The following is a 22,343-nucleotide window of genomic DNA, read 5'->3' on the forward strand; positions in this document are numbered from 1 at the left end:
TTCATCCCTGGGTCTGCTGGATAGCTTCGCGGAGCACCTGGCGGTCGTCGAAGGGACGCACCACCCCGGCGATGTCCTGGCCCTGCTCGTGGCCCTTGCCCGCGACCAGCACGGTGTCGCCCGGCTTTGCGCGCGCGACGGCCGCGGCGATGGCGGCGGCCCGGTCCTCGAAGACCTGGACCTCGCCCCGCTCGTGGGCCGGTACCTCGGCGGCTCCCGCGAGCATGGTGGCGAGAATCGCGAGCGGGTCCTCGGAACGGGGGTTGTCGGAGGTGAGGACGGCGGTGTCGGCGAGCCGGGCCACGGCCGCGCCCATCGGCTTCCGCTTGGTCGTGTCCCGGTCGCCACCGCAGCCGAGCACCACGTGCAGTTCGCCCTCGGTGACCTTGCGCAGGGCGCGCAGGACGGATTCGACGGCGTCCGTCTTGTGGGCGTAGTCGACGACGGCGAGGTAGGGCTGGCCCTCGTCCACGCGCTCCAGCCGGCCCGGCACCCCGGGGACGGCGGCGATGCCGTCGGCCGCGGTTTGCGGGTCGATCCCGGCGGCCGCGAGGGCGACGATCGCGGCGAGGGTGTTCGCCACGTTGAAGGGGCCGGCGAGCGGCGAGCGGGCGGTGACCCGCTCGCCCTTGGGGCCGACGGCGGTGAACGTCGAGTCCATCGGGCCGACTTCGACCTCCTCGGCGCGCCAGTCGGCGTCCGGGTGGCCCTCGGCGGAGAAGGTGACGACCGGGACGGTGGCCTCCCCGGCGAGCCTGCGGCCGTACTCGTCGTCGAGGTTCACGACGCCGAGCCGGCTGCGCCTGGCCGTGAACAGCTGGGCCTTGGCCTGGAAGTAGTCCTCCATGCCCGTGTGGAACTCCATGTGTTCCGGGCTGAGGTTGTTGAAGACGGCGACGTCGAAGACGCAGCCGTCGACGCGGCCGAGGACCAGGGCGTGGCTGGAGACCTCCATCGCGACCGAGTCGACCCCGCGCTCGCGCATGACCGCGAACAGGGCCTGGAGGTCGGTGGCCTCGGGCGTGGTCCGCTCCGACTTGATGCGCTCGTCCCCGATGCGCGTCTCGACCGTGCCGATCAGCCCGGTGGAGCGGACCGTCTTCAGGCCGCCCTCGACGAGGTAGGCCGTGGTGGTCTTGCCGGAGGTCCCGGTGATGCCGATCTGGAGGAGATCGCGGCCCGGGTGGCCGTAGATGGTGGCCGCGAGCTCGCCCATCGATCCGCGCGGGTCCTCGACGACGAGGACCGGCAGACCGGTGGCCGCGGCGCGGCCGGCGCCGGTCGGGTCGGTGAGCACGGCGACGGCTCCGAGGCCGGCCGCCTGGGTCACGAAGTCGGCGCCGTGCAGCCGGGCTCCGGGCAGAGCGGCGTACACGTCACCGGGGCGCACCGCTCGGGAGTCATGGGTGATGCCCGTGACCCCGGCGTCGCTCCCCGGGTCCTCGGCGCCCAGCTGATCGGCCAGCTCCGCGACGGGGGTGGCGGAGACGTGAACCGGACGCGGCGGCCCCGGATATGTCACAGGAACGCCCTTCTGGGTGGTTTGGGACTGATCAGCTTGTGGCACGGCGGTGAGCGTACCGGGCTCACCCCCGCCGGGGCGAAGCGAGGGCGCGGACGGGGTGCGCGGGGAGGGCTGGTTCCCGGGGTCCGGGGGGATCGTTGTCACGAGTGGTTCCTGGTCCGTTGTGCGTACGTGCTGATCAGGGCGTGCGGTCGGGGACGGTCACGGCGTGAACTCGACGGGCAGCCGGGCCGCGGGTGCTCCGGTGGGCGGGACCTGAAGGGTCTTCAGGGCGAACTCCATCACCTGCTTGAAGACGGGACCGCAGATCTGGCCGCCGTAGTAGCTGCCCTTCGTGGCGTTCTGGATCGCGCAGTAGACGGTGATCCGGGGCTTGTCCGCGGGGGCGAACCCGGCGAACGACGAGGTGTAGCCGTGGTACTTGCCGGTGGCCGGATCCACGCGATTGGCCGTACCGGTCTTGCCCGCGACCCGGTAGCCGGGAATGCGCGCCTTGATGCCGGTGCCCTGTTCGTCGTCCACCACGGACTCCAGCATCTGGGCGAGCGTCTTCGCCGTCTTCTCGCTCACGACCCGGTTCTTCTTCGGCGCGGGCGCCGGGGTGAAACGGCCGTCGGGCCCCTTCGTGCCGCGCACCAGGGTGGGCTCGACGCGGACGCCGCCGTTGGCGATCGTCGAGTAGACGGAGGCCGCCTGCATCGCGTTGATCGACATGCCCTGGCCGAAAGGGATCGTGTACTGCTGCGAGGTCGACCACTTGTCGGCGGGCGCGAGGATGCCCGCCGTCTCGCCGGGGAAACCGAGCCCGGTGTGACTGCCGATGCCGAACTTGCGCAGATACGAGTACAGGACCTGGTTGGCCTGTTTCTGGGTCTTGCCGAGCTGGCCGGTCGCCAGGATGGTGCCGATGTTGCTGGACCTGGCGAGCACGCCGTTGAGCGTGAGGTCCCAGGTCTTGTGGTCGACGTCGTCCTGGAAGAGCCGGTCGCCGCGGTGCAGCCGGTTGGGGACGACGACATGGGTCCTGGGGGTCGCCACGTCCTCCTGGAGGACGGCGGCCATCGACATCAGCTTGGCGGTGGAGCCGGGCTCGTAGGCGTCCTGGAGGGCCGCGTTGCCCATGGCCGCGGCGTTGGCCTGGGTGAGGTCGTTGGGGTCGAAGCCGGGCGCGTTGGCCATGGCCAGGACCTGTCCCGTCCTCGTGTCCTGCACTATCACGTAGCCGCGGTCCGCCCGTGAGGCCTTCACCTGCTGGGTGATGGCGTCCTGCGCGGCCCACTGGATGTCCCGGTCGATGGTGAGCTCGACGTCGGCACCGGCCACGGCCGGTGTCTCGGTGGAGCCCACGGTCGGCACCTGGCGGCCTCCGGACTGGGCGTAGCGGATCTTGCCGTCCTTGCCGGTGAGATCCTTGTTCAGCTGCTGCTCGACGCCGCCGCCGCCCTTGCCGTCGGCGTTGACCCAGCCCAGTATCCCGGCGGCGAGGTCTCCGTTCGGGTACACGCGCTTGCTGGCCGGCACGGCGAGGACGCCGGCCAGGACGTTGACCGTGCTCCGGTCGGTCCCGGCCTTGGCCGCGAGCGTGCTCTTGAGGTCCTTGATCTGCTGCCAGACCTGGGGGGTGCGGCGGTGGGCGAGGAGCGTGTAGCGGGTGTTCGGGGTCCGCAGCTTCCTGGCGACGGTGTCCACGTCCTGGCCGATGATCGGGCCGAGGAGGGCGGCGGCCTGCTCGGGGGCGTCCCCGACCTTCGTGGCCTCGCGGGTGAACATCGTCGGGTCCGCGGTGATGTCGTACGCGTCCACGCTCGTCGCCAGCTCGACGCCGTCGCGGTCGGTGATCCCGCCGCGCTCGGCGGCCAGGGTGCGCCCGACGTAGCGGTTCTGCTCGGCCTTGGCGGCGTAGGTGCCCGCGTCCACGGCCTGCACCTGGAGGAGCCGCACGACGAACGCGATCATCACCAGCGTCAGCGCGAGGCTGACCATGCGCAGCCGGGGGCGGGGGCTGCCGAGGCGGATGACGCGCGGGCCGCCGGGACGGGCCGGGGCCGGGCGGCGCACGGGGCGGCCGCCAGGACCGGGGCGGCTCCGGCCGGCCGGGCGTGCGGGCCTGGCGGGTCCTGGCACCCGGCGGCGCGGCGGTTCCCTGTCGGACACTTCCGTCACCTGCCGTGGGTCGTGGAGGGCTGTGCGGACGGGACGGGGCTCCGGGTCGCGGACGCTCCCGCGGAGGGCTGCCGCGAGGCGGGGGACGCCGCCGGGGCCGGGGTGGAGGGGACCGGGGCGAGGACGTCGGGCGGGGGCGTCACCGGGGACCGCGCGGCGGATCCGGCGGCTCCGGGAACGCCCTTGACCGTGCCGTCGGGACCGAGGAAGGCCGGGTCGCCGCCTGGGACCATGCCGAGTTCACGGGCGCGGCGCTGGAGCGCGTCGGGGGCGGAGTAGGCGTCCACGTCCCGCTGGAGGGCCTGTTCCTCGTCGGTGAGGTTCTTGGTGTCCTTCTGGAGGTCGTCGAGGCGGAACGCGCCCTCGCTGAGGGCCGAGTTCAGCACCAGGAGCCCGATGAGGCCGCCGGCGAGGAGAAGGACCACCAGGAGGACGAAGGGGGTGCGGGCGGCCTGCCTCGCTCCGGACGGAAGGAGCCGCGCGAGTCTGGCGGCCCGCCCCCTGAGTTCGGGTGTGCCGCTCACGCGCCCTCCCTGTGGCTCTGGTGTACCGGTGTCACGGCCGCTCCATGGGTCCGGTTCCCCTACTCACGAAACCATCGCGGATCCGGTTCCCGGACTCACCGAACGGCCGGGCTCCGTGGTTCCCGGCCCCCGCCGCCGTGCGGGCCGGGGAAAGGGGTGCATGGCGTCGCGGGCGTCCGCCTTCGCGCCTCACGTCCCCTCCTTCTCCCCGCACCTCACTCGGCGGATTCCTCGCGGATGCGCTCCGCCCCGCGCAGCCGGGCGGGAGCCGCCCGGCGGTTCTCGGCGACCTCTTCCTCGGTGGGAAGTTCGGCACCGCGGGTGAGGAGCTTGAGCCGCGGCTGGTAGCGCTCGGGCACGACCGGCAGTCCGGGCGGTGCGGTGTTGGCGGCACCGGCCGCGAACACCTGCTTGACCAGCCGGTCCTCCAGCGAGTGGTACGACAGCACGGCGACGCGTCCGCCGACGGCGAGCGTCTTCACGGCCGCGGGGATCGCCCGTTCCAGGACGCTCAGTTCGCCGTTGACCTCGATGCGCAGTGCCTGGAAGGTGCGCTTGGCGGGGTTGCCGCCGGTGCGCTTGGCCGCCTGGGGCAGCGCGTCACGGATCAGTTCGACGAGCCGGGCGCTGTTGGTGAAGGGCTCCTTGTCGCGCTCGCGCACGACCGCGGAGACGATCCGCTTGGCCTGCTTCTCCTCGCCGTACGCCCGCAGGATCCGGACCAGCTCGCCCGGCGGGTAGGTGTTGAGCACCTCGGCGGCACTCATGCCGGTCGTCTGGTCCATGCGCATGTCGAGCGGGGCGTCCTGCGCGTAGGCGAAGCCGCGGTCGGCCTCGTCGAGCTGCATGGAGGAGACGCCGAGGTCGAACAGGACGCCCTGGACACGCGGGATGTCCAGACGGTCGAGCACGTCGGGGAGTTCGTCGTAGACGGCGTGCACCAGGGTGGCGCGCTCGCCGTACGGGGCGAGCCGCTCCCCGGAGAGGCGCAGCGCCTCCTTGTCCCGGTCCAGGGCGACGAGCCGTGCCTCGGGGAACCGGGTGAGCAGTGCCTCGCTGTGACCGCCGAGCCCGAGCGTGCAGTCGACGACCACGGCTCCCGGCTCGGCGAGGGCCGGGGCCAGCATGTCCAGGCACCGCCTGAGCATGACCGGGACGTGTCGGTTCCGTCCGTCCGGCCGCCCGCTGTCACCCTCGTCGGGAAGCGCTTCGCGCCCTTGCATTCCGGGCCCTCTCAGGTCCGGCGCGGCCCTACGCACCGCCGGGTCCCCACCCGCTCGGGAAGGGGAGGCCCGCCGACGCCGGTTGAATGGCGTCGGCCGACCGGGAGCGGGAGGAGGCCGAGCCGTACGTACGCGCCGCGCACGCGGGGAGACTCCGGAAAGTCGCCGGGTCTCCTGGGAAAAACAGTCCATCGGGGAGAGCCTCGCCTCCCGCTTCGCGTCACTTTAGTCCACGGTGTCTCGCGGTCAATCAACCGGCATGCGCGTCGCGGACGGCGCTCGGACCGAAGCGGCGGATCCGGAAGAATCACCCGAACGGGCACGTCGTCACCGCCCGTGTGGATTACCTCACAACAAGACGCGATGACATTCTTTGTCCCCTCTCACAGCAGGACCGCTCCGGGCGTGACCAGTAACGTCATGGGTATGACGACTTCCGCATCTGTTCCCACCGAACCCGAAGACGCCATAGCCCCAGAGCGCACGGTCACCGACCGCCTCGTGGAGTCGAACGGGCAGTACGCCGCCGCCTTCACCGACCCGGGCATGGACGCACGCCCCGTGCTGCGGGTCGCCGTGGTGGCCTGTATGGACGCCCGGCTCGACCTGCACCGCGCCCTCGGCCTGGAACTGGGCGACTGCCACACCATCCGCAACGCCGGCGGCGTGGTCACCGACGACGTGATCCGCTCGCTCACGATCAGCCAGCGAGCCCTCGGCACCCGCAGTGTGGCGCTCATCCACCACACCGGCTGCGGCCTGGAGTCCCTCACCGAGGAGTTCCGGCACGACCTGGAGATGGAGGTCGGCCAGCGCCCCGCGTGGGCGGTGGAGGCCTTCCGCGACGTCGACCAGGACGTACGGCAGTCGATGCAGCGTGTGCGCACCTCCCCGTTCCTGGTGCACACCGACGACGTACGCGGCTTCGTCTTCGACGTCACGACCGGCCTGCTGCGGGAGATCGACCCCGCCTGATCCGCCGCTGCCGCAACCCCCGGTCGCCGGTCCTCCGCAGCTCGTGGGACCCTCGCTTCACAAAAAACCCCGGCCGTCCGGTGCCCAAAGAGCCGTAAGAACTGACATATCGCGGCCACTTGTCCACAGGCGGATGACACGAACCGGTAACGGCAACAAGAATGCGGGTGTGGCGTCACGCGGAACCTTTCGCGCGTGGTGCCCGTGTTTCGGGGTGGGCCGGTCCGCACAGGGCGTCGGCCCGAACGGGCCGAGGAGGGCCGGGTGACGACCTATGACGATCGAGCGAGCCTTACAGATCTGACCGCCACTGCGGAGCGTGTGCGCAGTTCGGTGGAAGGAGTGATCGAGGGCAAGCCAGAGGTCGTACGGCTTTCGCTGACCGTGCTGCTGGCCGAGGGGCATCTTCTGATCGAGGATGTCCCCGGCGTCGGCAAGACCATGCTCGCCAAGGCGCTGGCGCGCTCCATCGACTGTTCGGTGCGGCGTATCCAGTTCACGCCCGACCTGCTGCCCTCGGACATCACGGGTGTGTCCATCTGGGACCAGCAGCGCCGGGACTTCGAGTTCAAGCCGGGAGCGATCTTCGCGCAGATCGTGATCGGCGACGAGATCAACCGCGCATCGCCCAAGACGCAGTCCGCGCTCCTGGAGTCGATGGAGGAGCGGCAGGTCACCATCGACGGGCAGACCTACGAACTGCCCAGCCCGTTCATGGTGGTGGCCACCCAGAACCCGGTCGAGATGGAGGGCACCTACCCCCTGCCCGAGGCCCAGCGCGACCGCTTCATGGCCCGTGTCTCCATCGGCTACCCGAGCGCGGAAGCCGAACTCCAGATGCTGGACGTCCACGGCGGGGTGAGCCCGCTGGACGACCTCCAGCCGGTCGCCCACGCCCACGACATCGTGAAGCTGATCGACGCGGTCCGCACCGTGCACGTCGCCGACCCGGTGCGCCGCTACGCGGTGGACCTGGTGGGCGCGACGCGCAACCACCCCGACCTGAGACTCGGCGCCTCACCGCGCGCCACGCTGCATCTGCTGCGCGCGGCGAAGGCGTCCGCCGCTCTCAGCGGCCGGGAGTTCGCGCTGCCGGACGACGTGCAGGCACTCGCCGTCGCGGTCCTGGCCCACCGCCTGCTGCCCACGGCCCAGGCCCAGTTGAACCGGCGCACGGCCGAGCAGGTCGTCCAGGAGATCCTCCAGCGCACCCCGGTGCCCGCCGCTCCCCAGCAGTCCGGCCTGTCGATGGGCCGGGGCGCGCCCACCTACGGTCAGCAGCCGCCCCGGAGGCTGTGATGACACAGGCGAGCACGGGGCAGACCGCCGAGGACAAGGGCGGGCTGCGCACCGCGCTCGCCGGTCTCACCACGCGCGGCCGCTCGTTCCTGGCCGCCGGAGTGGCCGCCATGATCTGCGCGTACGTCCTGGGGCAGAGCGATCTGCTCCGGGTCGGCCTGCTCCTCGCGGTGCTGCCGCTGGTCTGCGCGATCGTGCTGTACCGCACCCGCTACCGGGTCGCGGGCAGCCGCAGGCTCTCCCCCGGGCGCGTGCCCGCGGGCTCCGAGGCCCGCGTGCATCTGCGCATGGACAACATCTCGCGGCTGCCCACCGGTCTGCTGATGCTCCAGGACAAGGTGCCCTACGTCCTCGGTCCGCGGCCCCGCTTCGTGCTGGATCGGGTGGAGGCGGGCGGCCGCCGCGAGGTGTCCTACCGCGTGCGCTCGGATCTGCGCGGCCGCTACCCGCTGGGCCCGCTCCAGCTGCGGCTGACCGACCCGTTCGGCATGTGCGAGCTGACCCGCTCCTTCTCCGCCTACGACACCCTGACCGTCATCCCGCGCGTGGAGGCGCTGCCGCCGGTGCGGCTGGCCGGTGAGGCGAAGGGGTACGGCGACGGGCGGCAGCGCTCGCTCGCGCTGGCCGGGGAGGACGACATCATTCCGCGCGGGTACCGCTACGGCGACGACCTGCGCCGGGTGCACTGGCGGCTGACCGCCCGTTACGGCGAGCTGATGGTCCGCCGCGAGGAACAGCCCCAGCGCTCCCGCTGCACCGTGCTGCTGGACACCCGGGGCATCGCCTTCCAGGGCGCGGGACCCGACTCGGCCTTCGAATGGGCCGTCTCGGGGACGGCGTCCACCCTGCTGCACATGCTCGAACGGGGCTTCTCGGTCCGCCTTCTGACGGACACCGGCAGCTCCGTGCCCGGCGAGGGCTCCGACGGGTTCGCGGGCGCGAGCCAGGAGTCGGCGGACGCCGCCGGGATGATGATGGACACGCTCGCGGTCGTCGACCACTCGAACGGCACGGGTCTCTCCCGGGCGTACGAGGTGCTGCGCGGCGGCAACGAAGGACTGCTGATCGCCTTCCTCGGCGATCTCGACGAGGAGCAGGCGACCGTGCTCGGCAAGATGCGTCAGCGCAGCGGCGGGGCCGTCGCGTTCCTGCTGGACAGCGAGTCCTGGGTGCGGGAACCGGCCGATGTGCCCGGTCCGCCGGACGAGGGCGCGGACCCGCTGCGCATGCTGCGCGAGGCGGGGTGGACCGCCGTCGCGGTACCGCGGGGGGCGTCGCTCGCCGACCTGTGGCGCGAGGCGGACCGTCAGCGCACCCACCTGGCGTCGACGGGGACGAACACGGGGGGTGAGGGCGTATGAGCGGGCGGGCCCGGCTGGCGCTGTGCGCGGCGGCGGCCACACTGATGACGTCCTGCGCGCTGCTGCCGCTGGTGAACCCGGCGACCTGGATCTTCCAGGCGGCGTTCCTGCTGGCCGTGCAGACCGGTGTCGGCGCGCTGACCCGGCGGGTCCCGCTGGCCCGGCCGCTGACCGTGGCGGCCCAGGCGCTGGTGACGCTGATGATGCTGACGCTGGTCTTCGCCCGGCATCAGTCCCTCGCCGGGATCGTTCCCGGGCCCGAGGCCTTCCAGCACTTCTCGGACCTGCTCCGGGCGGGCGCCGACGACGTCGGCAGATACTCGATCCCGGCCCCGCTGTCGGACGGGATCCGGCTGATGGTGATCGGCGGTGTCCTGGTGATCGGGCTCGCGGTGGACACCCTCGCGGTGACCTACCGCAGCGCCGCGCCCGCCGGCCTTCCGCTGCTCGCCCTGTACTCGGTCGCCGCGGGCCTGTCCGGCGGCGGCGCGGCCTGGCTGTGGTTCCTGCTCTCGGCCGCCGGCTATCTGATGCTGCTGCTGGCCGAGAGCCGGGACCGGCTCTCGCAGTGGGGCCGTGTCTTCGGCGGAGCGGCCCGCGCGCCCGGCCCGGCGCCCGCGAGCGGTGCGGTCGCGCCCGTGCGCACCGGACGGCGGATCGGCGCGGTCGCGCTGGGTGTCGCCCTGTTCGTCCCGCTCGTTCTGCCCTCGTTCGACGGAGGTCTGCTGGACGGCGCGGGCCGGGGCATCGGCAACGGCACCGGAGGCGGCGGCACGATCTCCGCGGTGAACCCGCTGGTCTCCCTCCGCGACAGTCTGAACGTGGACGAGGACCGCACGGTCATGACGTACCGCACGGACACCGCGGACACACCGAACCTGTATCTGCGGATCGTCTCGCTGGACGACTTCGACGGCACGGCGTGGAAGCCCGCACAGCGTCACATCGTGGACGTGCCGAAGACGTTCCCGGCGCCGGTCGGACTGTCGGGCGAGGTCAAGCGGGCGACGATCCGGACCCGGATCGCCGCGGCCGACTGGTACGCGCAGGACTGGCTGCCGATGCCGTACCCGGCCAGCAAGGTGGACATCAAGGGCAACTGGCGCTACGAACCCGTGGGCCGCACCCTCGTGGGCGACCACGGGCAGAACACCCGTGGTGCGCAGTACGAGGTCACGAGCCTGATGGTGGAGCCGACGGCGCAGCAGCTGGCGAACGCCCCGGAGCCCTCGCCCGCTATGAAGCGCGAGTACACCAAGGTCCCGGCCTCGCTGCCCGAGGTGGTGGCGAGAACGGCCCGCAAGGTCACCGCGGGCTCGGCCAACCACTACGAGCAGGCGGTCAAGCTCCAGGACTACTTCGCCGTCAGCGGCAACTTCCGCTACAACACCCAGGTGCGGGCCGGCACCGGCTCCGCCGCCATCGCGAACTTCCTGAAGGAGAAGGAGGGCTTCTGCGTCCACTTCTCCTTCGCGATGGCCTCGATGGCGCGGACGCTCGGGATTCCGGCCCGCGTGGCGGTGGGCTTCACGTCGGGGACCCCGCAGGCGGACGGCTCGATGTCGGTGGGGCTGCGGGACGCGCACGCCTGGCCCGAGCTGTATTTCGAGGGCGTGGGCTGGACCCGCTTCGAGCCGACCCCGAGCCGGGGTTCGGTGCCGTCGTACACCCAGACGAACACGCCGGGCGACACCGAGTCCGCCGCCCCGAAGCCGTCGTTCTCGACGTCGGCGGCGCCTTCGTCCGAGCCGTCGGCGAGCGAGAGCTGCTCGCCCCAGCTGCGGAAGCTGGCGGCCTGCCCCGACCAGTCCTCGGCGGTGGCGGTCGGCCCCCAGGACGACGACTGGCCCTGGACGAAGATCCTCGGACTGACGCTGGCCGGGCTCCTGGGCCTGGGCGTGCCGCTGCTGCCCATGCTGTGGCGGACACGGGTGCGGGCGATGCGGCTCGGCGGCCACGGCCGGAGCGAGGCGGATGTCGCGGCGTACACGCTGGGGGCCTGGGCGGAGGTGACCGACACGGCGTGGGACCACGGGATCGCGCCGGAGGAGTCGCAGACGCCGAGGAAGGCGGCCGAGCGGATCGTGAGACTGGGCGGCCTGGATGCGGAGGCCGAGGCCGCGGTGCACCGACTGGCCGCGGCCGTGGAGCAGGTTCTCTACGCTCCGCACCCCCGGCCGGTGGCGGGCCTCGCGAACGACGCGCGTCAGGTCGGGAGCTCCTTCAGGACCTCCGCGAGCCGGCCCGCCCGGCTGCGCGCTCTCCTCGCGCCGCGTTCGGCCGTCCGGGTGATCTGGATGGCCTCCGCCGCCCGGACGGCGCTGGGAGCCCGTCTGGCGGCCCGTCGACAGGCCCTGTTCCGCCGCCCGTCGGGCCAGAACAGCTGACACGGAACGGCCCCCGCTCCCGCCCCCGCAGGGCTCGAACGTCCCGCGGCCCGGGCGGGGGCCGTCCCGTCCGTCGAGGGTGACCGGACCGGGGCGGCGGCGCCAGGGGCTGTGCTCCGGAGGGGGTGACCGCACATACGCGTGAGGGGGTGTCCACCCGGATCCGGGTGGACACCCCCTCACGTATGTCTGCGGTGGCGACGCCGACGGCTCAGTTGCCGCCCTGCTCGTCGCGCCGGCGCTGCCAGCGTTGTTCGATCCGGTCCATCATGGAACGGCGCTGTCGGCCCTGCCGACGGGAGGCGGGTGTCGCACCCGGCACGGTCGGCTGCTCACCCGGCTTGGGAGCTTTGCGCCAGCCGGTGACGGCGAGCACCGCACAGCCCAGCATGACGAGGAAGCCCACCACGCTCAGCCAGATCAGGACCGCGACCATTCCGGCCATGAGGAGCGCGATACCCACTAGGAAGCCCGCGACCGCTTGGTAGACCCGTCGCCGGGTGTACGTACGCAGTCCGCTTCCCTCAAGCGCTGTCGCGAACTTGGGATCTTCGGCGTACAGCGCTCGCTCCATCTGCTCGAGCATTCGCTGCTCGTGCTCCGAGAGCGGCACGGAGTCCTCCTCATCGTGCAGTCGCCGGGGCGACCGGGGGTCCCCTTCAGGATAGGCAGGGAATCGGCCCCGTGAAACCCGCCCTCTACGCCAATTCACCGACCGAGACCCTTCATGGCGCCCCGATGCGCTGAGGCGTGCATTCCCCAGCGAACGGTCCGTCATGCCGGACGGTCTCCCCCGATCATACGGCGCCGAGCACTCGATCGGGTGGTCTGTGGCGTACTCCATCTGCCGTCGAGCCCCTGATCAGCGGCGCGCCACGGGAGCGACTCCGTCCCGTGAAGCCCCCCGGGCCTCGCCGAGCACATGGAGCTGTGTGGCCACCGAGTGGAACGCGGTGAGCTCGGCCGCCGCCGCCTCCAGCTTCAGCAGTGCCTCCAGGGCCCCCGGCTCGGTGTCCACCAGGACGCCCGGCACCAGGTCGGCGAAGACCCGTACCCCGTGCACGGCGGCGACGTGCAGGCCGGCGCCCGCGACCAGGGAGGTGAGCTGATCGGCGGTGAACCGGTGCGGCACGGGATCACTCTCGCCCCAGCGTCCGTCCGGGTCGTCGAGCGCGTGCCGGGCCTCCTTGAAGTGCCCGGCGAGCGCACGGGCCAGCACGGCTCCGCCCAGGCCCGCGGCGAGGAGGCTGAGGACACCCTCGGGGCGCAGCGCGTCCACGACGTTGCGCACGCCTTCGGCCGGGTCGTCGACGTACTCCAGGACGCCGTGGCACAGCACCGCGTCGTAGCGGCCGCGCTCGACCACGTCGAAGAGGCCGTGCGCGTCACCCTGGACACCCTGGACGCGGTCGGCGACGCCAGCCTCGGCGGCACGGCGCTCCAGGGCGAACAGCGCGTTCGGGCTGGGGTCGACGACGGTGACACGGTGACCGAGGCGGGCCACGGGGACGGCGAAGTTGCCGCTGCCGCCGCCCGTGTCGAGTACGTCGAGCGACTCCCGTCCGGCCGCCTTGACCTGACGGTCCAGGGCGTCCTTGAGGACCTCCCAGACGACGGCGGTACGGAGAGAAGCGCGGGGGCGCATCGGGTCCGACACGGCAGTTGACTCCTCGGCGCGGCACCGCCTGTCGAACGGCGGAGCGATCTTCGAGCCTCCCGGCGGGGAGGCAGCAGGCGCCTCCACCCTATTGCCTCCGCCCCCGTGACCGGTCCCCCGTCTCACGCGCGCCGGAACACCTGACGAGCGGGCGCGGGACGGACGCCCGGACGTGGCCCCTCGCGCGCTCCTGCCCCGGTCCCCCGCCGGTCAACCCGCGTCCGGCACCTCCCCGTCCGCCCCGCGCCCGCCCGGGCCCTCACCCCGGTCCCCGTCCTGGCGGGGCTGGGGCAGGACGGGCTGGAGCAGCAGCATCCGCTCCACCAGGCGCAGGAACATGGCGACATCGCGTATCAGGTCGTCGGCGTCGCGGGTGCTGGCCGCTCCCTGGATGCCGGCCTCGGCGCGGGCGCGGCGGGTGGCGCCGGAGGCGAACAGCGCGCTCCACTCGGTCAGTTCGGGCGCGATCTCCGGAAGCACCTCCCAGGCGCTGCGGATGCGTGCCCTGCGCCGCGCGGCGGGCTCCGGGTTGGCCCGCACGGCGAGGACGGCGGCGGCGGTGCGCAGGGCGGCCAAGTGGGCCGTCGCGTAGCGCTCGTTGGATGTCTCCAGGGCCGCCGCCTCGTCGAGTCCGGCGCGGGCCTGGGAGAGCAGGTCGAGGGCGGCGGGCGGGGCCGTGGCCCGGCGGAGCACGGGGTGCACGTCGCCCGCCGGTCCGGTCGGTGAGGGGGCAGGGCCGGTGGCGCGGCGCCGACGGGCGGCGGCTGCGGAAGAGCTGGCCATGACGAACCTCCTGTCGTCGTGTGACGGCACTGTGGCCGTATGCGCCCATCGTGCGGTATGCCACTGACAATCCGTTCTGACCTGCGGTTTTGCTTCGATCGCAAGTTCGGGATAGTTTTGCACTGACCAGTCAGTTCAAAGAGTTCGAATGTGTTCCAGGAAATCGGGGAAACTGTGGACGTTCCGCATGGAGTGGGCGTCACAGCCCGGGACTTCGGACTCGAAGGGCCCCGCGGGTGGGCGTTCCGCGGGGTCCTTCTCGAAGCGGAACCCGGATCGCTCATCGCGGTCGAGGGGCCGTCCGGATCGGGCCGCACCTGCCTGCTGCTCGCCCTCACGGGCCGGATGAAGGCCACCGAGGGAACGGCGTCCGTGGGGACGTCGGAGCTGCCGAAGCAGATGGCCGCGGTGCGCCGGACCAGCGCGCTCGCCCACGTTCCCGGGGTCACCGACCTCGACCCCGCGCTGACCGTCGGCGAGCATCTGCGCGAACGGGCTCTGCTGCAAAGGCGGTTCGGGAGTTCACTGCGCGCCCTGCTGCGGCCTCGCCGCGAGCGGAGGGGCGAGGCCGAGTCGCGGATCGCCGCCGCGCTGGCCGCCGCCGGGCTCGACCCGGACACCCTGCCCAAGGGACCGAGGACCGCCGTACGGGACCTGGAACGGCTGGAGAAGCTGCGCCTGTCCCTCGCGCTGGCCCTGATCGGCCGCCCGCGACTGCTCGGGGTCGACGACACCGACCTCAAGCTGTCGGACGCCGAACGGTCACAGGCCTGGGCCCTGTTGAGGTCGCTCGCCGAGTCCGGCACCACCGTCGTGGCGGTGTGCAGCGAGGCTCCCGAGGGTGCGGTGATCGTGTCCACCGCACCGGCCACCGGCACCGCGACGGCCGCCGGCGGACAGGACGACGACAGCGGCACCGACACCGACAGCCGTGACAGCGACAGCGACAGCGACAGCGACAGCGACAGCGACAGCGACAGCGACAGCGACAGCGACAGCGGGAAACTCGACAGGAAGACGGCCGATGCGCTCGCCTGAATTGGCCTTTCTCGAACTCCGCCGCTTCGGCCGGGGCAAGCTCCCGCGCGCCGCCCTGGTCGCGCTCCTGCTGCTGCCCCTGCTCTACGGCGCCCTCTACCTGTGGTCGTTCTGGGACCCGTACGGCCGTCTGGACCGCATCCCCGTGGCGCTGGTGAACGACGACAAGGGCGCGACGGCCGGCGGCCGCAGGGTCTCCGTCGGGGACACCATCACCGAGGGGCTGCGCGACAGCGACACCTTCGAGTGGCACGAGGTCGGCTCGGCCGAGGCCCGCCGGGGCGTGGAGGACGGCACGTACTACCTGTCGCTGACCATGCCGGGCGACTTCAGCCGCAGGATCGCCTCCAGTTCCGGGGGTTCGCCCGAGACCAGCGCGCTCCAGGTGCGCACCAACGACGCGAACAACTACATCGTCGGCCAGATCTCCCGGACGGTGTTCAGCGAGGTGCGCACGGCCGCCTCCACGAAGGCCTCGCGTTCGTTCCTCGACAAGATCTTCATCTCCTTCTCGGACATCCACGGGAAGACCGTGAAGGCGGCCGAGGGCGCCGACCGGCTCAACGACGGCCTCGGCACGGCGAAGAAGGGCTCCAAGGCGCTCGCGGACGGCCTGAAGGAGGCCAAGAAGGGCAGCGGAACGCTCTCCGGGGGCGTAGGGAAGCTCACCACCGGCGCGGGCGACCTGGAGGACGGTTCGCGCCAGGTCGCGGACGGCACCCGGGCCCTGGCCGGCAAGGTCGACGGGGTCGCGGACAAGGTGGGCCCGTTCCTGAAGGACAACCAGAAGTCGATCGGCGACACGGCCCGGCTGGTCGCCGACTCCGCCTCGGGCATCCGCCACAACCTCGCCACCCTGGTGAAGACGGCACCGGCCGCGGCCAAGGGGGCGCGGGCCGCCTCCGACGCCCTGGACTCGGTCCACCGCGCGCGGTGCGAGACCCTGCCGGTCCCCGACCCGGCGTGCCCCGAGCTGACCAAGGCCGCGGAGGCCGCCGCGGACGTCGTCAAGGTCACCGACGACGTGAACGCGCTGATCGGCGACCAGGACGGCGACCTCGACGAGCTCGACAAGAACCTGGCGACACTGGAGAAGCAGGCGAACGCCCTCGCCGACCGCTCACCGCATCTCTCCGCCGATCTCGACGACGCCGTCTCCAAGATCGACAAGCTGAACGACGGGGCCGCCGCGGTCGCCAGGGGCGCGAAGCGGCTGCACGAGGGTCTCGGCACCGCGAGGACCGGCGCCGCGGACCTCGACAAGGGCGTCGGCCGCCTGAGGACCGGGGCGGGGCACCTCGACGGCGGCCTGTACAAGCTCGTCGGCGGGTCCGGGAAGCTGGCGGGCGGCCTGCACGACGGAGCCGGCAAGATCCCCGACTACGACAAGCCCGACCGCGACCTGCGCACCGAGGTCATGGCCGACCCGGTGCGCATGGCCTCCAGGGACCTGCACAAGGCGCCCAACTACGGCACCGGTTTCGCCCCCTACTTCATCCCGCTGTCCCTGTGGGTCGGCGCGATGGTGGCGTACATGCTGATCCAGCCGCTGAACCGGCGCGCGCTCGCTGCGGGCGCCCCGGCGTGGCGTATCGCGCTCGCGGGCTGGCTGCCGGTCGCCGCCGTCGGCGTACTCCAGACGGCCGCCCTGATGGCGGTGCTGCACTGGGCGATCGGCCTCCAGATGGCGCGGGCGGCGGGAACGGTCGGCTTCCTGTTCCTGGTGACGGCCTGCTTCGCGGCGATCGTGCAGTGGCTGAACGCCCGCTTCGGAGCGGCGGGCCGGATTCTCGTCCTGGCCCTCCTGATGCTCCAGCTGACGTCGGCGGGCGGCACCTACCCCGTCCAGACCAGTCCCGGGTTCTTCAACGCGATCCACCCCTACCTGCCGATGAGTTACGTCGTCGGGGCCCTCCGCAGGCTCATCACCGGCGGCGGCTTGGAGCCGGTGGGGACGGCCTGTCTCGTGCTGACCGCCTTCACGGCCGGCGCGCTCGCCCTCACCGCCCTGACGGCCCGCCGCAGACAGGTGTGGACCCTCGACCGGCTGCATCCGGAGCTGAGCCTGTGACTCCGCGCGCGGGTGCTCCTGTGACAATCGGTGCCATGGAAAGCAGCAGCACCACGGCGGGCGGTGGCAGCCGCCGCGAGGCGACCCGGCAGAAGCTCTACGAGGCGGCCGTCACCCTGATCGCCGAACAGGGGTTCTCCGCCACCACGGTGGACGAGATCGCCGAGCGGGCCGGGGTCGCTAAGGGCACGGTCTACTACAACTTCGCGAGCAAATCGGTCCTCTTCGAAGAACTGCTGCGCCATGGCGTGGGGCTCCTGACCGCCTCGCTGCGGGAGGCGGCGGAGAAGACCGACCGGGACGGCGGCAGCAAGGTCGACGCGCTGGACGCGATGATCCGGGCCGGGCTCGTCTTCATCAACCGCTATCCGGCGTTCACCCAGCTCTACGTGGCGGAGCTCTGGCGCACCAACCGGGCCTGGCAGTCCACCCTGATGGTGGTGCGGCAGCAGGCGGTGGCGGTCGTCGAGGGCGTTCTGCGCGACGCGGTGGCGGGCGGGGAGCTCAGCGACGAGATCGACATCCCGCTGACGGCGGCGGCGCTGGTCGGGATGGTCCTGGTGGCCGCCCTGGACTGGCAGGCGTTCCAGCCGGAGCGTTCCCTGGACGAGGTCCACGCGGCACTGTCCCGGCTCCTCCAGGGGCGCGTGAGCGGCCACGGCTGAGGCGGGGCACCGTACGCACGAGAGCGCCGGTCCGGCCGCCCGCGTCCCCCGCGGGCCGTCCGTACCGGCGCTTCGCCGTGCTCTCCCCCGTACCCCGTCGGGCCCCCGTTCGGTCGTCCCCCGGGTTCCCCCGTGTCTCGCTCCCGCCGGCCGAGCCGGCGGAAGGAGCGGCCAAGGGCGCGGGTTCCGTTCCGCCGCCCCGTGTCGGCGGTGCCGGAGCCGCGCCCCTTTCCGTGCCTCCACTCTCCCGTTCGCGCAGGTCGCACCCATCCGTACGCCTACTCATCTCACCCTGTAGGTACGGATACTCAGGCATACGTGCTCAGACCCAGGACGCCGCCGTCGCGCACTGGTTACGATCCCCTCCGTGTCGGTACTCCCCCTCGTCTTCACCAGCGGCTGGGCCAGCGGCATCAACGCGTACGCGGTGGTGCTGCTCCTCGGTGTGTTCGGCGCCACCGGGCTCAGCGACGAGGTCCCGCAGGCCCTGCAACGCCCTGAGATCCTGGTCACAGTCGGAATTCTGTTCCTCTGCGAGGCGGTCGCGGACAAGATCCCGTACGTCGACTCGGTGTGGGACTCGGTGCACACGGTGATCCGGCCGGCGGCGGGTGCCTGGGTCGGGGCGCTGCTCGCGGGGCAGAGCGGGTCGGTCTCGGATCTGACGGCGGCCGTGCTCGGCGGTTCGACCGCCCTTGCGAGCCACGCGGTCAAGGCCGGGGCCCGGATGGCGGTCAACACCTCGCCGGAGCCCTTCAGCAACATCGTGATGAGCACCGCCGAGGATCTCGGGGTCGCGGGGATCGTCACCCTGGCGATCTTCCATCCCTGGGCCGCGGCGAGCATCGCCGGCGCCCTGCTGTGCGCGGGACTCGCGGTGCTCTGCTTCCTCGTCTCGCGGATCAGACGCTTCCTGCGCCGCCGGGCCCTGCGCCGACAGGAGCGGCGGACGGCCGCGACGGCGGGGCGTCCGCCCGGCCGGACTCCGTGGGCGGACGGCGGCTGACCGGACCGCCGCGGGAGAGGACCGCGGCCGACCGGACTGTCGGTGGGGGCCGATAAAGTCGCCGGCATGGGACGGATTGCGGTGATCGGCGCCGGGATGGGCGCGATGGCGGCCGCCGCCCGGCTGGCCGTCGCGGGCCACCGGGTGGTGGTGTACGAGCGGACGGACACGTACGGCGGTGCGGTGCGCCGCTTCGAGCGGGACGGCTTCGTCTTCGACACGGGCCCCGGCCTGGTGCCGGTGCCCGCGGTCCACCGCGACCTGTTCGTCAAGACCGGGAAGCGGCCCCTGGAGGAGTGCGTCGATCTGGTGCAGGTCGACCCGGCGGCCTGTCATGTCTTCGCGGACGGCACCCGGGTGTCGCTGCCGAACGCCTCGCGCGCGGGTGTGGTCGGCGCGCTGGACGAGGCGCTCGGCGGCGGTGCGGGCGCCCGGTGGGGCGAGTTCCTGGTGCGGGCCCGGGATGCCTGGGACCGTGCGCGCCGGCCGCTCCTGGAGGAGCCGCTGTGGCCCGACTGGGCGGTGCTGGCCGAGCGCGACCCCTACCCCTCGGTGCCGCACAAGAGGCTGCTGCGCACCCGCCGGGCCGGGACCCTGGCCGAGGTCGCCGCCTGGGAGCTGCGCGACCCGCGTCTGAGGGCCCTCCTGGAGAGTCACGCGCTGGCGTACGGTCTCGATCCGCGCGCCACCCCCGCGAGCGCCTCCGTGCTGCCGTACATGGACCACGCCTTCGGCACCTGGTACGTGCGCGGCGGCATCCGGGAGCTGGCACGCGCCGTGTACGAGCGGTGCCTGGAGCGCGGGGTCGAGTTCCGGTTCGGCACCCGCGTCGGACGGATCGTCGAGAAGGACGGTCGGGCCGCCGGTGTGGAGCTCGCTCCGGACGGCACGTTCGAGCGGGCCGACCTCGTGGTCGCGGGCGTGGCACCGGACGGACTCGTCGCCGGGGCCGGGCTCCGGGGCGCCGGCGAGGTGCCGTCGCGGCCCGGCGCGGCCAGCCGGCTGACCCTGCTGCTCGCGCTGCGCGACGGACGGCCCGAGGGCGTGGCGCACCGGACGGTGGTCCACTCGGTGGACCGCGACGGCGAGCTGGAGCGGCTCTTCGGCGAGCGCCCCGGGGTGCCCGCGGCCCCGACCGTCGTGATGACGCGTCCCGACGACCCCGCGCTCGTGCCGGACGCGGAGCACGAGGCGCTGACACTGACCGTCACGGTGCCGTCCGGCGCGCAGGTGTCGGAGGAGGACGTGGAGCGGGTCGTGGACGCCGCCGGGCGGGCCGTGCCGGGTCTGCGCGACCGGCTGCTGTGGCACGAGGTCCGCACCCCGGCCGACATCGCGGAGGAGACCGGCGTGCCGGACGGCGCGGTTCCCGCTCCGGCGCTCGCCGCGGCGGACGGCCGGCTGCTGTACCCGTCGAACACCACGCGGATACCGGGGCTCTTCGCGGCCGGAGGCTGGGCACACCCGGGGGGCGGTCTGCCGCACGCGGGCATGTCGGGCGCGCTGGTGGCCGGGTTGATCGTGGAAGGACCGGACTTCCAGGGCTCTCAGTGACCGGAGCCGGGGGCCGGAACGGCGGGGCGGTTCAGTAGCGGTACTGCTCGTCGTACCCGGCGTTGCCGTTGCTGTTGCCGTTGCCGTTGCCGTTGCCCTGGTACGGGTACTGCTGTTGCTGTTGCTCGGGCGGGAGTTCGCCGCCGTACTCGTCGGTGCGCTGCTGCGGCACCCAGACGCCGCCGGCCGGGGTCTCGCCGCCGTACGTGCCGGTGGCGTACTGCTCCTGGCCGTAGTTCTGCTGCTGCGCGTACTGCTGCTGGTCGCCGCCGTTGTAGGCGTTCTGGTCGTACGTGGCGCCCGTGTACTGCTGGCCGGTGTACGGGTCCGTGTAGCCGGCGTACTGCTGCTGACCGTTGCCGTAGGCGTACTGCTGCTGGTCGTAGCCCGAGTAGCCGTCGTACGCGTAGGCCTGCTGGTTCTGCCCGGTCGCGTAGGCCTGCTGGTTCTGGCCCGTCGAGTAGGCCTGCTGGTCCTGGGACGGGGAGGCTCCGGCGTAGGACTGGTCGCCCGCGCCGGAGTAGGCGGTGGTGTCGTAGACGCCGTACGAGCCGGTGTCCTCGGGCAGGGGCTGCGGCTCGTAGACCGAGGTGGGCTCTCCGGCCGGGGCCTCGGCCGGCTCCGGGGGCGCGAAGCGGTCGGACGGGGTGGGCGTGAAGACGTCGTCCTCGTCGGCGGCGTACGGGTCCTCGCGCCGGTAGGCGGCCACCTCGACCTCTTCGAGCTCCTGGCTCTCGTCGAGCTCGTCGGCCTCCTCCGGCTCGCTGCGGCGGCGCTTGCTGAGCTTGCCGAGCTTGCCGGGCCCGTCCTCCGCGCCGGGGCCCTTGATGGCCCAGCCCTGCGCGAAGCCCTGGCGGAACGACAGCGTCACATAGGTCTGACCGACCGTGAAGGCGGCCGCGCCCAGGCCGATGACCGGGATCGAGTGCATCAGGACGCCGAGAACCACACCGAGGAAGCCGACGAAGGCGAGCAGCCGGAAGCGCAGCCGCGCCTTGTACTGCAACAGCACCTCGCCGAGCAGCCACAACGCGACGATGCCGAATGCCAGATAGAGGACCGTCAAGCCCATGTACGCCCCTCTCCCAGTGGCCGCTACGCAGTGTGTCGTACGCGGGTGCGACCGGTCTAGGCCTGCTGCGGGTGGTGCAGGCCCAGATTCTCGTAGATTTCCAGCGTCGCCGTGGAGTTGTTGAGCGTGATGAAGTGCAGTCCGGGGACTCCCTCGGTCAACAACCTCGCGCAGAACTCCGTCGCGAACTCGATCCCCATGGAGCGTACAGCCGCCGGATCGTCTTTGACTGTGAGGATCCGCTCTTTCAGGACGTCCGGGAACGAAGCATTCGAGAGTTTGGGCAGCCGTTCCAACATCTTCACACTTGTCACGGGCATGACCTCCGGGATGACCGGAGTGGCGCAGCCCGCCGCGTCGACCCGGTCACGCAGACGCAGGTAGGACTCCGGCTGGAAGAACATCTGCGTGATCGCGTAGTCGGCGCCGGCACGGCACTTGTCGACGAAGTGCGAGACGTCCAGGTCCCACTCCGTGGAGCGGGGATGCATCTCGGGGAAGGCCGCGACGCCGACGCAGAAATCGCCGGATTCCTTGATGAGACGCACCAGTTCGGCCGCGTAGGTCAGGCCCTGGGGGTGCGGGACCCACTCCCCCATGGGGTCGCCGGGCGGGTCGCCGCGCACGGCGAGCATGTTGCGGATGCCCGCGTCCGCGTACTGCCCGATGATGTTGCGCAGCTCGGCGATCGAGTGGTTGACCGCGGTGAGGTGCGCGACCGGGGTGAGGGTCGTGTCGAGCACGATCTGCTCGGTCTCCTTGACCGTGCCGGCCCGCGTCGAGCCGCCGGCGCCGTAGGTCACGGAGACGAAGTCGGGCGCCACGGCCTCCACCCGCCGCAGGGCGTTCCACAGGTTCCGCTCGCCCTTGGGGGTCTTCGGCGCGGAGAACTCGAAGGAATAGGTCTGTTTGCCGGTCGCGAGCATGTCGCGCACGGTGCGAGCGCGATCAGTCCTGGTGGAAGCGGATCCGAGGGCCATACTGGCAGGTTAGCCAGAGGGCGCCGGTCCCCCAACCGAACCGCTGACTTTTGTCCGATC

Annotated in this window: 18 protein-coding genes; 9 read left to right on the forward strand and 9 right to left on the reverse strand. The window is 72.2% G+C overall.

All coding sequences use genetic code 11. From position 1 onward, the window contains the following. Position 1: 1 nt before the first annotated feature. From ACZ4AA_RS00110 to rsmH, 4 genes are all read right to left on the reverse strand, one after another. A complete protein-coding gene (locus ACZ4AA_RS00110) occupies positions 2-1,522 on the reverse strand; it encodes a UDP-N-acetylmuramoyl-L-alanyl-D-glutamate--2,6-diaminopimelate ligase (RefSeq protein WP_467592820.1) in 1,521 nt (506 codons plus the stop codon). Between the two features lie 204 nt (positions 1,523-1,726). Continuing rightward, positions 1,727-3,679: a peptidoglycan D,D-transpeptidase FtsI family protein gene (locus tag ACZ4AA_RS00115; protein WP_467592822.1), complete on the reverse strand. Its 1,953-nt coding sequence runs from the start codon at positions 3,677-3,679 to the stop codon at positions 1,727-1,729. A gap of 5 nt (positions 3,680-3,684) precedes the next feature. After that, positions 3,685-4,212 carry a cell division protein FtsL gene (ftsL, locus tag ACZ4AA_RS00120; protein ID WP_467592824.1) on the reverse strand — a complete coding sequence of 176 codons (528 nt, stop codon included), beginning with the start codon at positions 4,210-4,212 and terminating at the stop codon, positions 3,685-3,687. 215 nt (positions 4,213-4,427) lie between these two features. After that, entirely contained in the window at positions 4,428-5,435 is a 1,008-nt protein-coding gene (gene rsmH / locus ACZ4AA_RS00125; protein ID WP_467592827.1) for a 16S rRNA (cytosine(1402)-N(4))-methyltransferase RsmH, read from the reverse strand. Between the two features lie 426 nt (positions 5,436-5,861). On the opposite strand from rsmH, the gene ACZ4AA_RS00130 reads away from it, so the two are divergent. The 4 genes from ACZ4AA_RS00130 to ACZ4AA_RS00145 all read left to right on the forward strand — a co-directional run bounded on the left by ACZ4AA_RS00130 (position 5,862) and on the right by ACZ4AA_RS00145 (position 11,457). Continuing rightward, complete coding sequence (locus ACZ4AA_RS00130; protein WP_467592829.1) at positions 5,862-6,410, forward strand: beta-class carbonic anhydrase; 549 nt, start codon at positions 5,862-5,864, stop codon at positions 6,408-6,410. Between the two features lie 264 nt (positions 6,411-6,674). Then, positions 6,675-7,709 carry an AAA family ATPase gene (locus ACZ4AA_RS00135; RefSeq protein WP_467592832.1) on the forward strand — a complete coding sequence of 345 codons (1,035 nt, stop codon included), beginning with the start codon at positions 6,675-6,677 and terminating at the stop codon, positions 7,707-7,709. Next, positions 7,709-9,070, forward strand: a complete 1,362-nt coding sequence (locus ACZ4AA_RS00140; RefSeq protein WP_467592835.1) for a DUF58 domain-containing protein — start codon at positions 7,709-7,711, stop codon at positions 9,068-9,070. The genes ACZ4AA_RS00135 and ACZ4AA_RS00140 overlap by 1 nt, the downstream gene beginning before the upstream one ends. After that, complete coding sequence (locus ACZ4AA_RS00145; RefSeq protein WP_467592837.1) at positions 9,067-11,457, forward strand: transglutaminase TgpA family protein; 2,391 nt, start codon at positions 9,067-9,069, stop codon at positions 11,455-11,457. The genes ACZ4AA_RS00140 and ACZ4AA_RS00145 overlap by 4 nt, the downstream gene beginning before the upstream one ends. A gap of 211 nt (positions 11,458-11,668) precedes the next feature. Here the strand turns inward: ACZ4AA_RS00145 and ACZ4AA_RS00150 are convergent, their stop codons facing one another. The 3 genes from ACZ4AA_RS00150 to ACZ4AA_RS00160 form a co-directional block, all read right to left on the reverse strand. After that, the gene (locus ACZ4AA_RS00150) at positions 11,669-12,070 is read right to left on the reverse strand and encodes a DUF3040 domain-containing protein (protein ID WP_467592840.1); all 402 of its coding nucleotides are present in this window, start codon (positions 12,068-12,070) and stop codon (positions 11,669-11,671) included. A gap of 249 nt (positions 12,071-12,319) precedes the next feature. Next, positions 12,320-13,114: a class I SAM-dependent methyltransferase gene (locus tag ACZ4AA_RS00155; protein WP_467592843.1), complete on the reverse strand. Its 795-nt coding sequence runs from the start codon at positions 13,112-13,114 to the stop codon at positions 12,320-12,322. A gap of 210 nt (positions 13,115-13,324) precedes the next feature. Then, the gene (locus ACZ4AA_RS00160) at positions 13,325-13,897 is read right to left on the reverse strand and encodes an SAV_6107 family HEPN domain-containing protein (RefSeq protein ID WP_467592845.1); all 573 of its coding nucleotides are present in this window, start codon (positions 13,895-13,897) and stop codon (positions 13,325-13,327) included. Positions 13,898-14,071: 174 nt separating this feature from the next. Here ACZ4AA_RS00160 and ACZ4AA_RS00165 point away from each other — a divergent pair, with 174 nt between their 5' ends. The 5 genes from ACZ4AA_RS00165 (at position 14,072) to ACZ4AA_RS00185 (ending at position 20,231) form a co-directional block, all read left to right on the forward strand. Beyond that, positions 14,072-14,935: an ATP-binding cassette domain-containing protein gene (locus tag ACZ4AA_RS00165; RefSeq protein ID WP_467592848.1), complete on the forward strand. Its 864-nt coding sequence runs from the start codon at positions 14,072-14,074 to the stop codon at positions 14,933-14,935. Beyond that, positions 14,922-17,006 (forward strand): YhgE/Pip family protein, encoded by a 2,085-nt coding sequence (locus ACZ4AA_RS00170; protein WP_467592850.1) that lies wholly within the window; start codon positions 14,922-14,924, stop codon positions 17,004-17,006. The genes ACZ4AA_RS00165 and ACZ4AA_RS00170 overlap by 14 nt, the downstream gene beginning before the upstream one ends. Positions 17,007-17,041: 35 nt before the next feature. Beyond that, on the forward strand, positions 17,042-17,671 hold the full coding sequence (locus ACZ4AA_RS00175; protein ID WP_467592852.1) for a TetR/AcrR family transcriptional regulator: 630 nt from the start codon (positions 17,042-17,044) through the stop codon (positions 17,669-17,671). A 367-nt stretch (positions 17,672-18,038) separates the two neighbouring features. After that, positions 18,039-18,677 carry a DUF4126 domain-containing protein gene (locus ACZ4AA_RS00180; RefSeq protein WP_467592855.1) on the forward strand — a complete coding sequence of 213 codons (639 nt, stop codon included), beginning with the start codon at positions 18,039-18,041 and terminating at the stop codon, positions 18,675-18,677. A 66-nt stretch (positions 18,678-18,743) separates the two neighbouring features. Beyond that, on the forward strand, positions 18,744-20,231 hold the full coding sequence (locus tag ACZ4AA_RS00185; protein WP_467592857.1) for a phytoene desaturase family protein: 1,488 nt from the start codon (positions 18,744-18,746) through the stop codon (positions 20,229-20,231). A gap of 31 nt (positions 20,232-20,262) precedes the next feature. Here the strand turns inward: ACZ4AA_RS00185 and ACZ4AA_RS00190 are convergent, their stop codons facing one another. Together ACZ4AA_RS00190 and metF are read right to left on the reverse strand one after the other, a co-directional pair. After that, entirely contained in the window at positions 20,263-21,303 is a 1,041-nt protein-coding gene (locus ACZ4AA_RS00190; RefSeq protein WP_467592860.1) for an SCO2102 family sporulation regulator, read from the reverse strand. 56 nt (positions 21,304-21,359) lie between these two features. Next, on the reverse strand, positions 21,360-22,283 hold the full coding sequence (gene metF, locus ACZ4AA_RS00195; protein WP_467592863.1) for a methylenetetrahydrofolate reductase [NAD(P)H]: 924 nt from the start codon (positions 22,281-22,283) through the stop codon (positions 21,360-21,362). Positions 22,284-22,343: the final 60 nt, after the last annotated feature.

Source organism: Streptomyces sp. NPDC024698 (genome assembly GCF_055559015.1).

Coding starts and splice junctions, on each gene's coding strand:
- rsmH (WP_467592827.1), bottom strand. CDS start 5,435: ATGCAAGGGCGCGAAGCGCTTCCCGACGAGGGTGACAGCGGGCGGCCG.
- ACZ4AA_RS00175 (WP_467592852.1), top strand. CDS start 17,042: ATGGAAAGCAGCAGCACCACGGCGGGCGGTGGCAGCCGCCGCGAGGCG.
- metF (WP_467592863.1), bottom strand. CDS start 22,283: ATGGCCCTCGGATCCGCTTCCACCAGGACTGATCGCGCTCGCACCGTG.
- ACZ4AA_RS00190 (WP_467592860.1), bottom strand. CDS start 21,303: ATGGGCTTGACGGTCCTCTATCTGGCATTCGGCATCGTCGCGTTGTGG.
- ACZ4AA_RS00130 (WP_467592829.1), top strand. CDS start 5,862: ATGACGACTTCCGCATCTGTTCCCACCGAACCCGAAGACGCCATAGCC.
- ACZ4AA_RS00145 (WP_467592837.1), top strand. CDS start 9,067: ATGAGCGGGCGGGCCCGGCTGGCGCTGTGCGCGGCGGCGGCCACACTG.
- ACZ4AA_RS00170 (WP_467592850.1), top strand. CDS start 14,922: ATGCGCTCGCCTGAATTGGCCTTTCTCGAACTCCGCCGCTTCGGCCGG.
- ACZ4AA_RS00160 (WP_467592845.1), bottom strand. CDS start 13,897: ATGGCCAGCTCTTCCGCAGCCGCCGCCCGTCGGCGCCGCGCCACCGGC.
- ACZ4AA_RS00140 (WP_467592835.1), top strand. CDS start 7,709: ATGACACAGGCGAGCACGGGGCAGACCGCCGAGGACAAGGGCGGGCTG.
- ACZ4AA_RS00185 (WP_467592857.1), top strand. CDS start 18,744: ATGGGACGGATTGCGGTGATCGGCGCCGGGATGGGCGCGATGGCGGCC.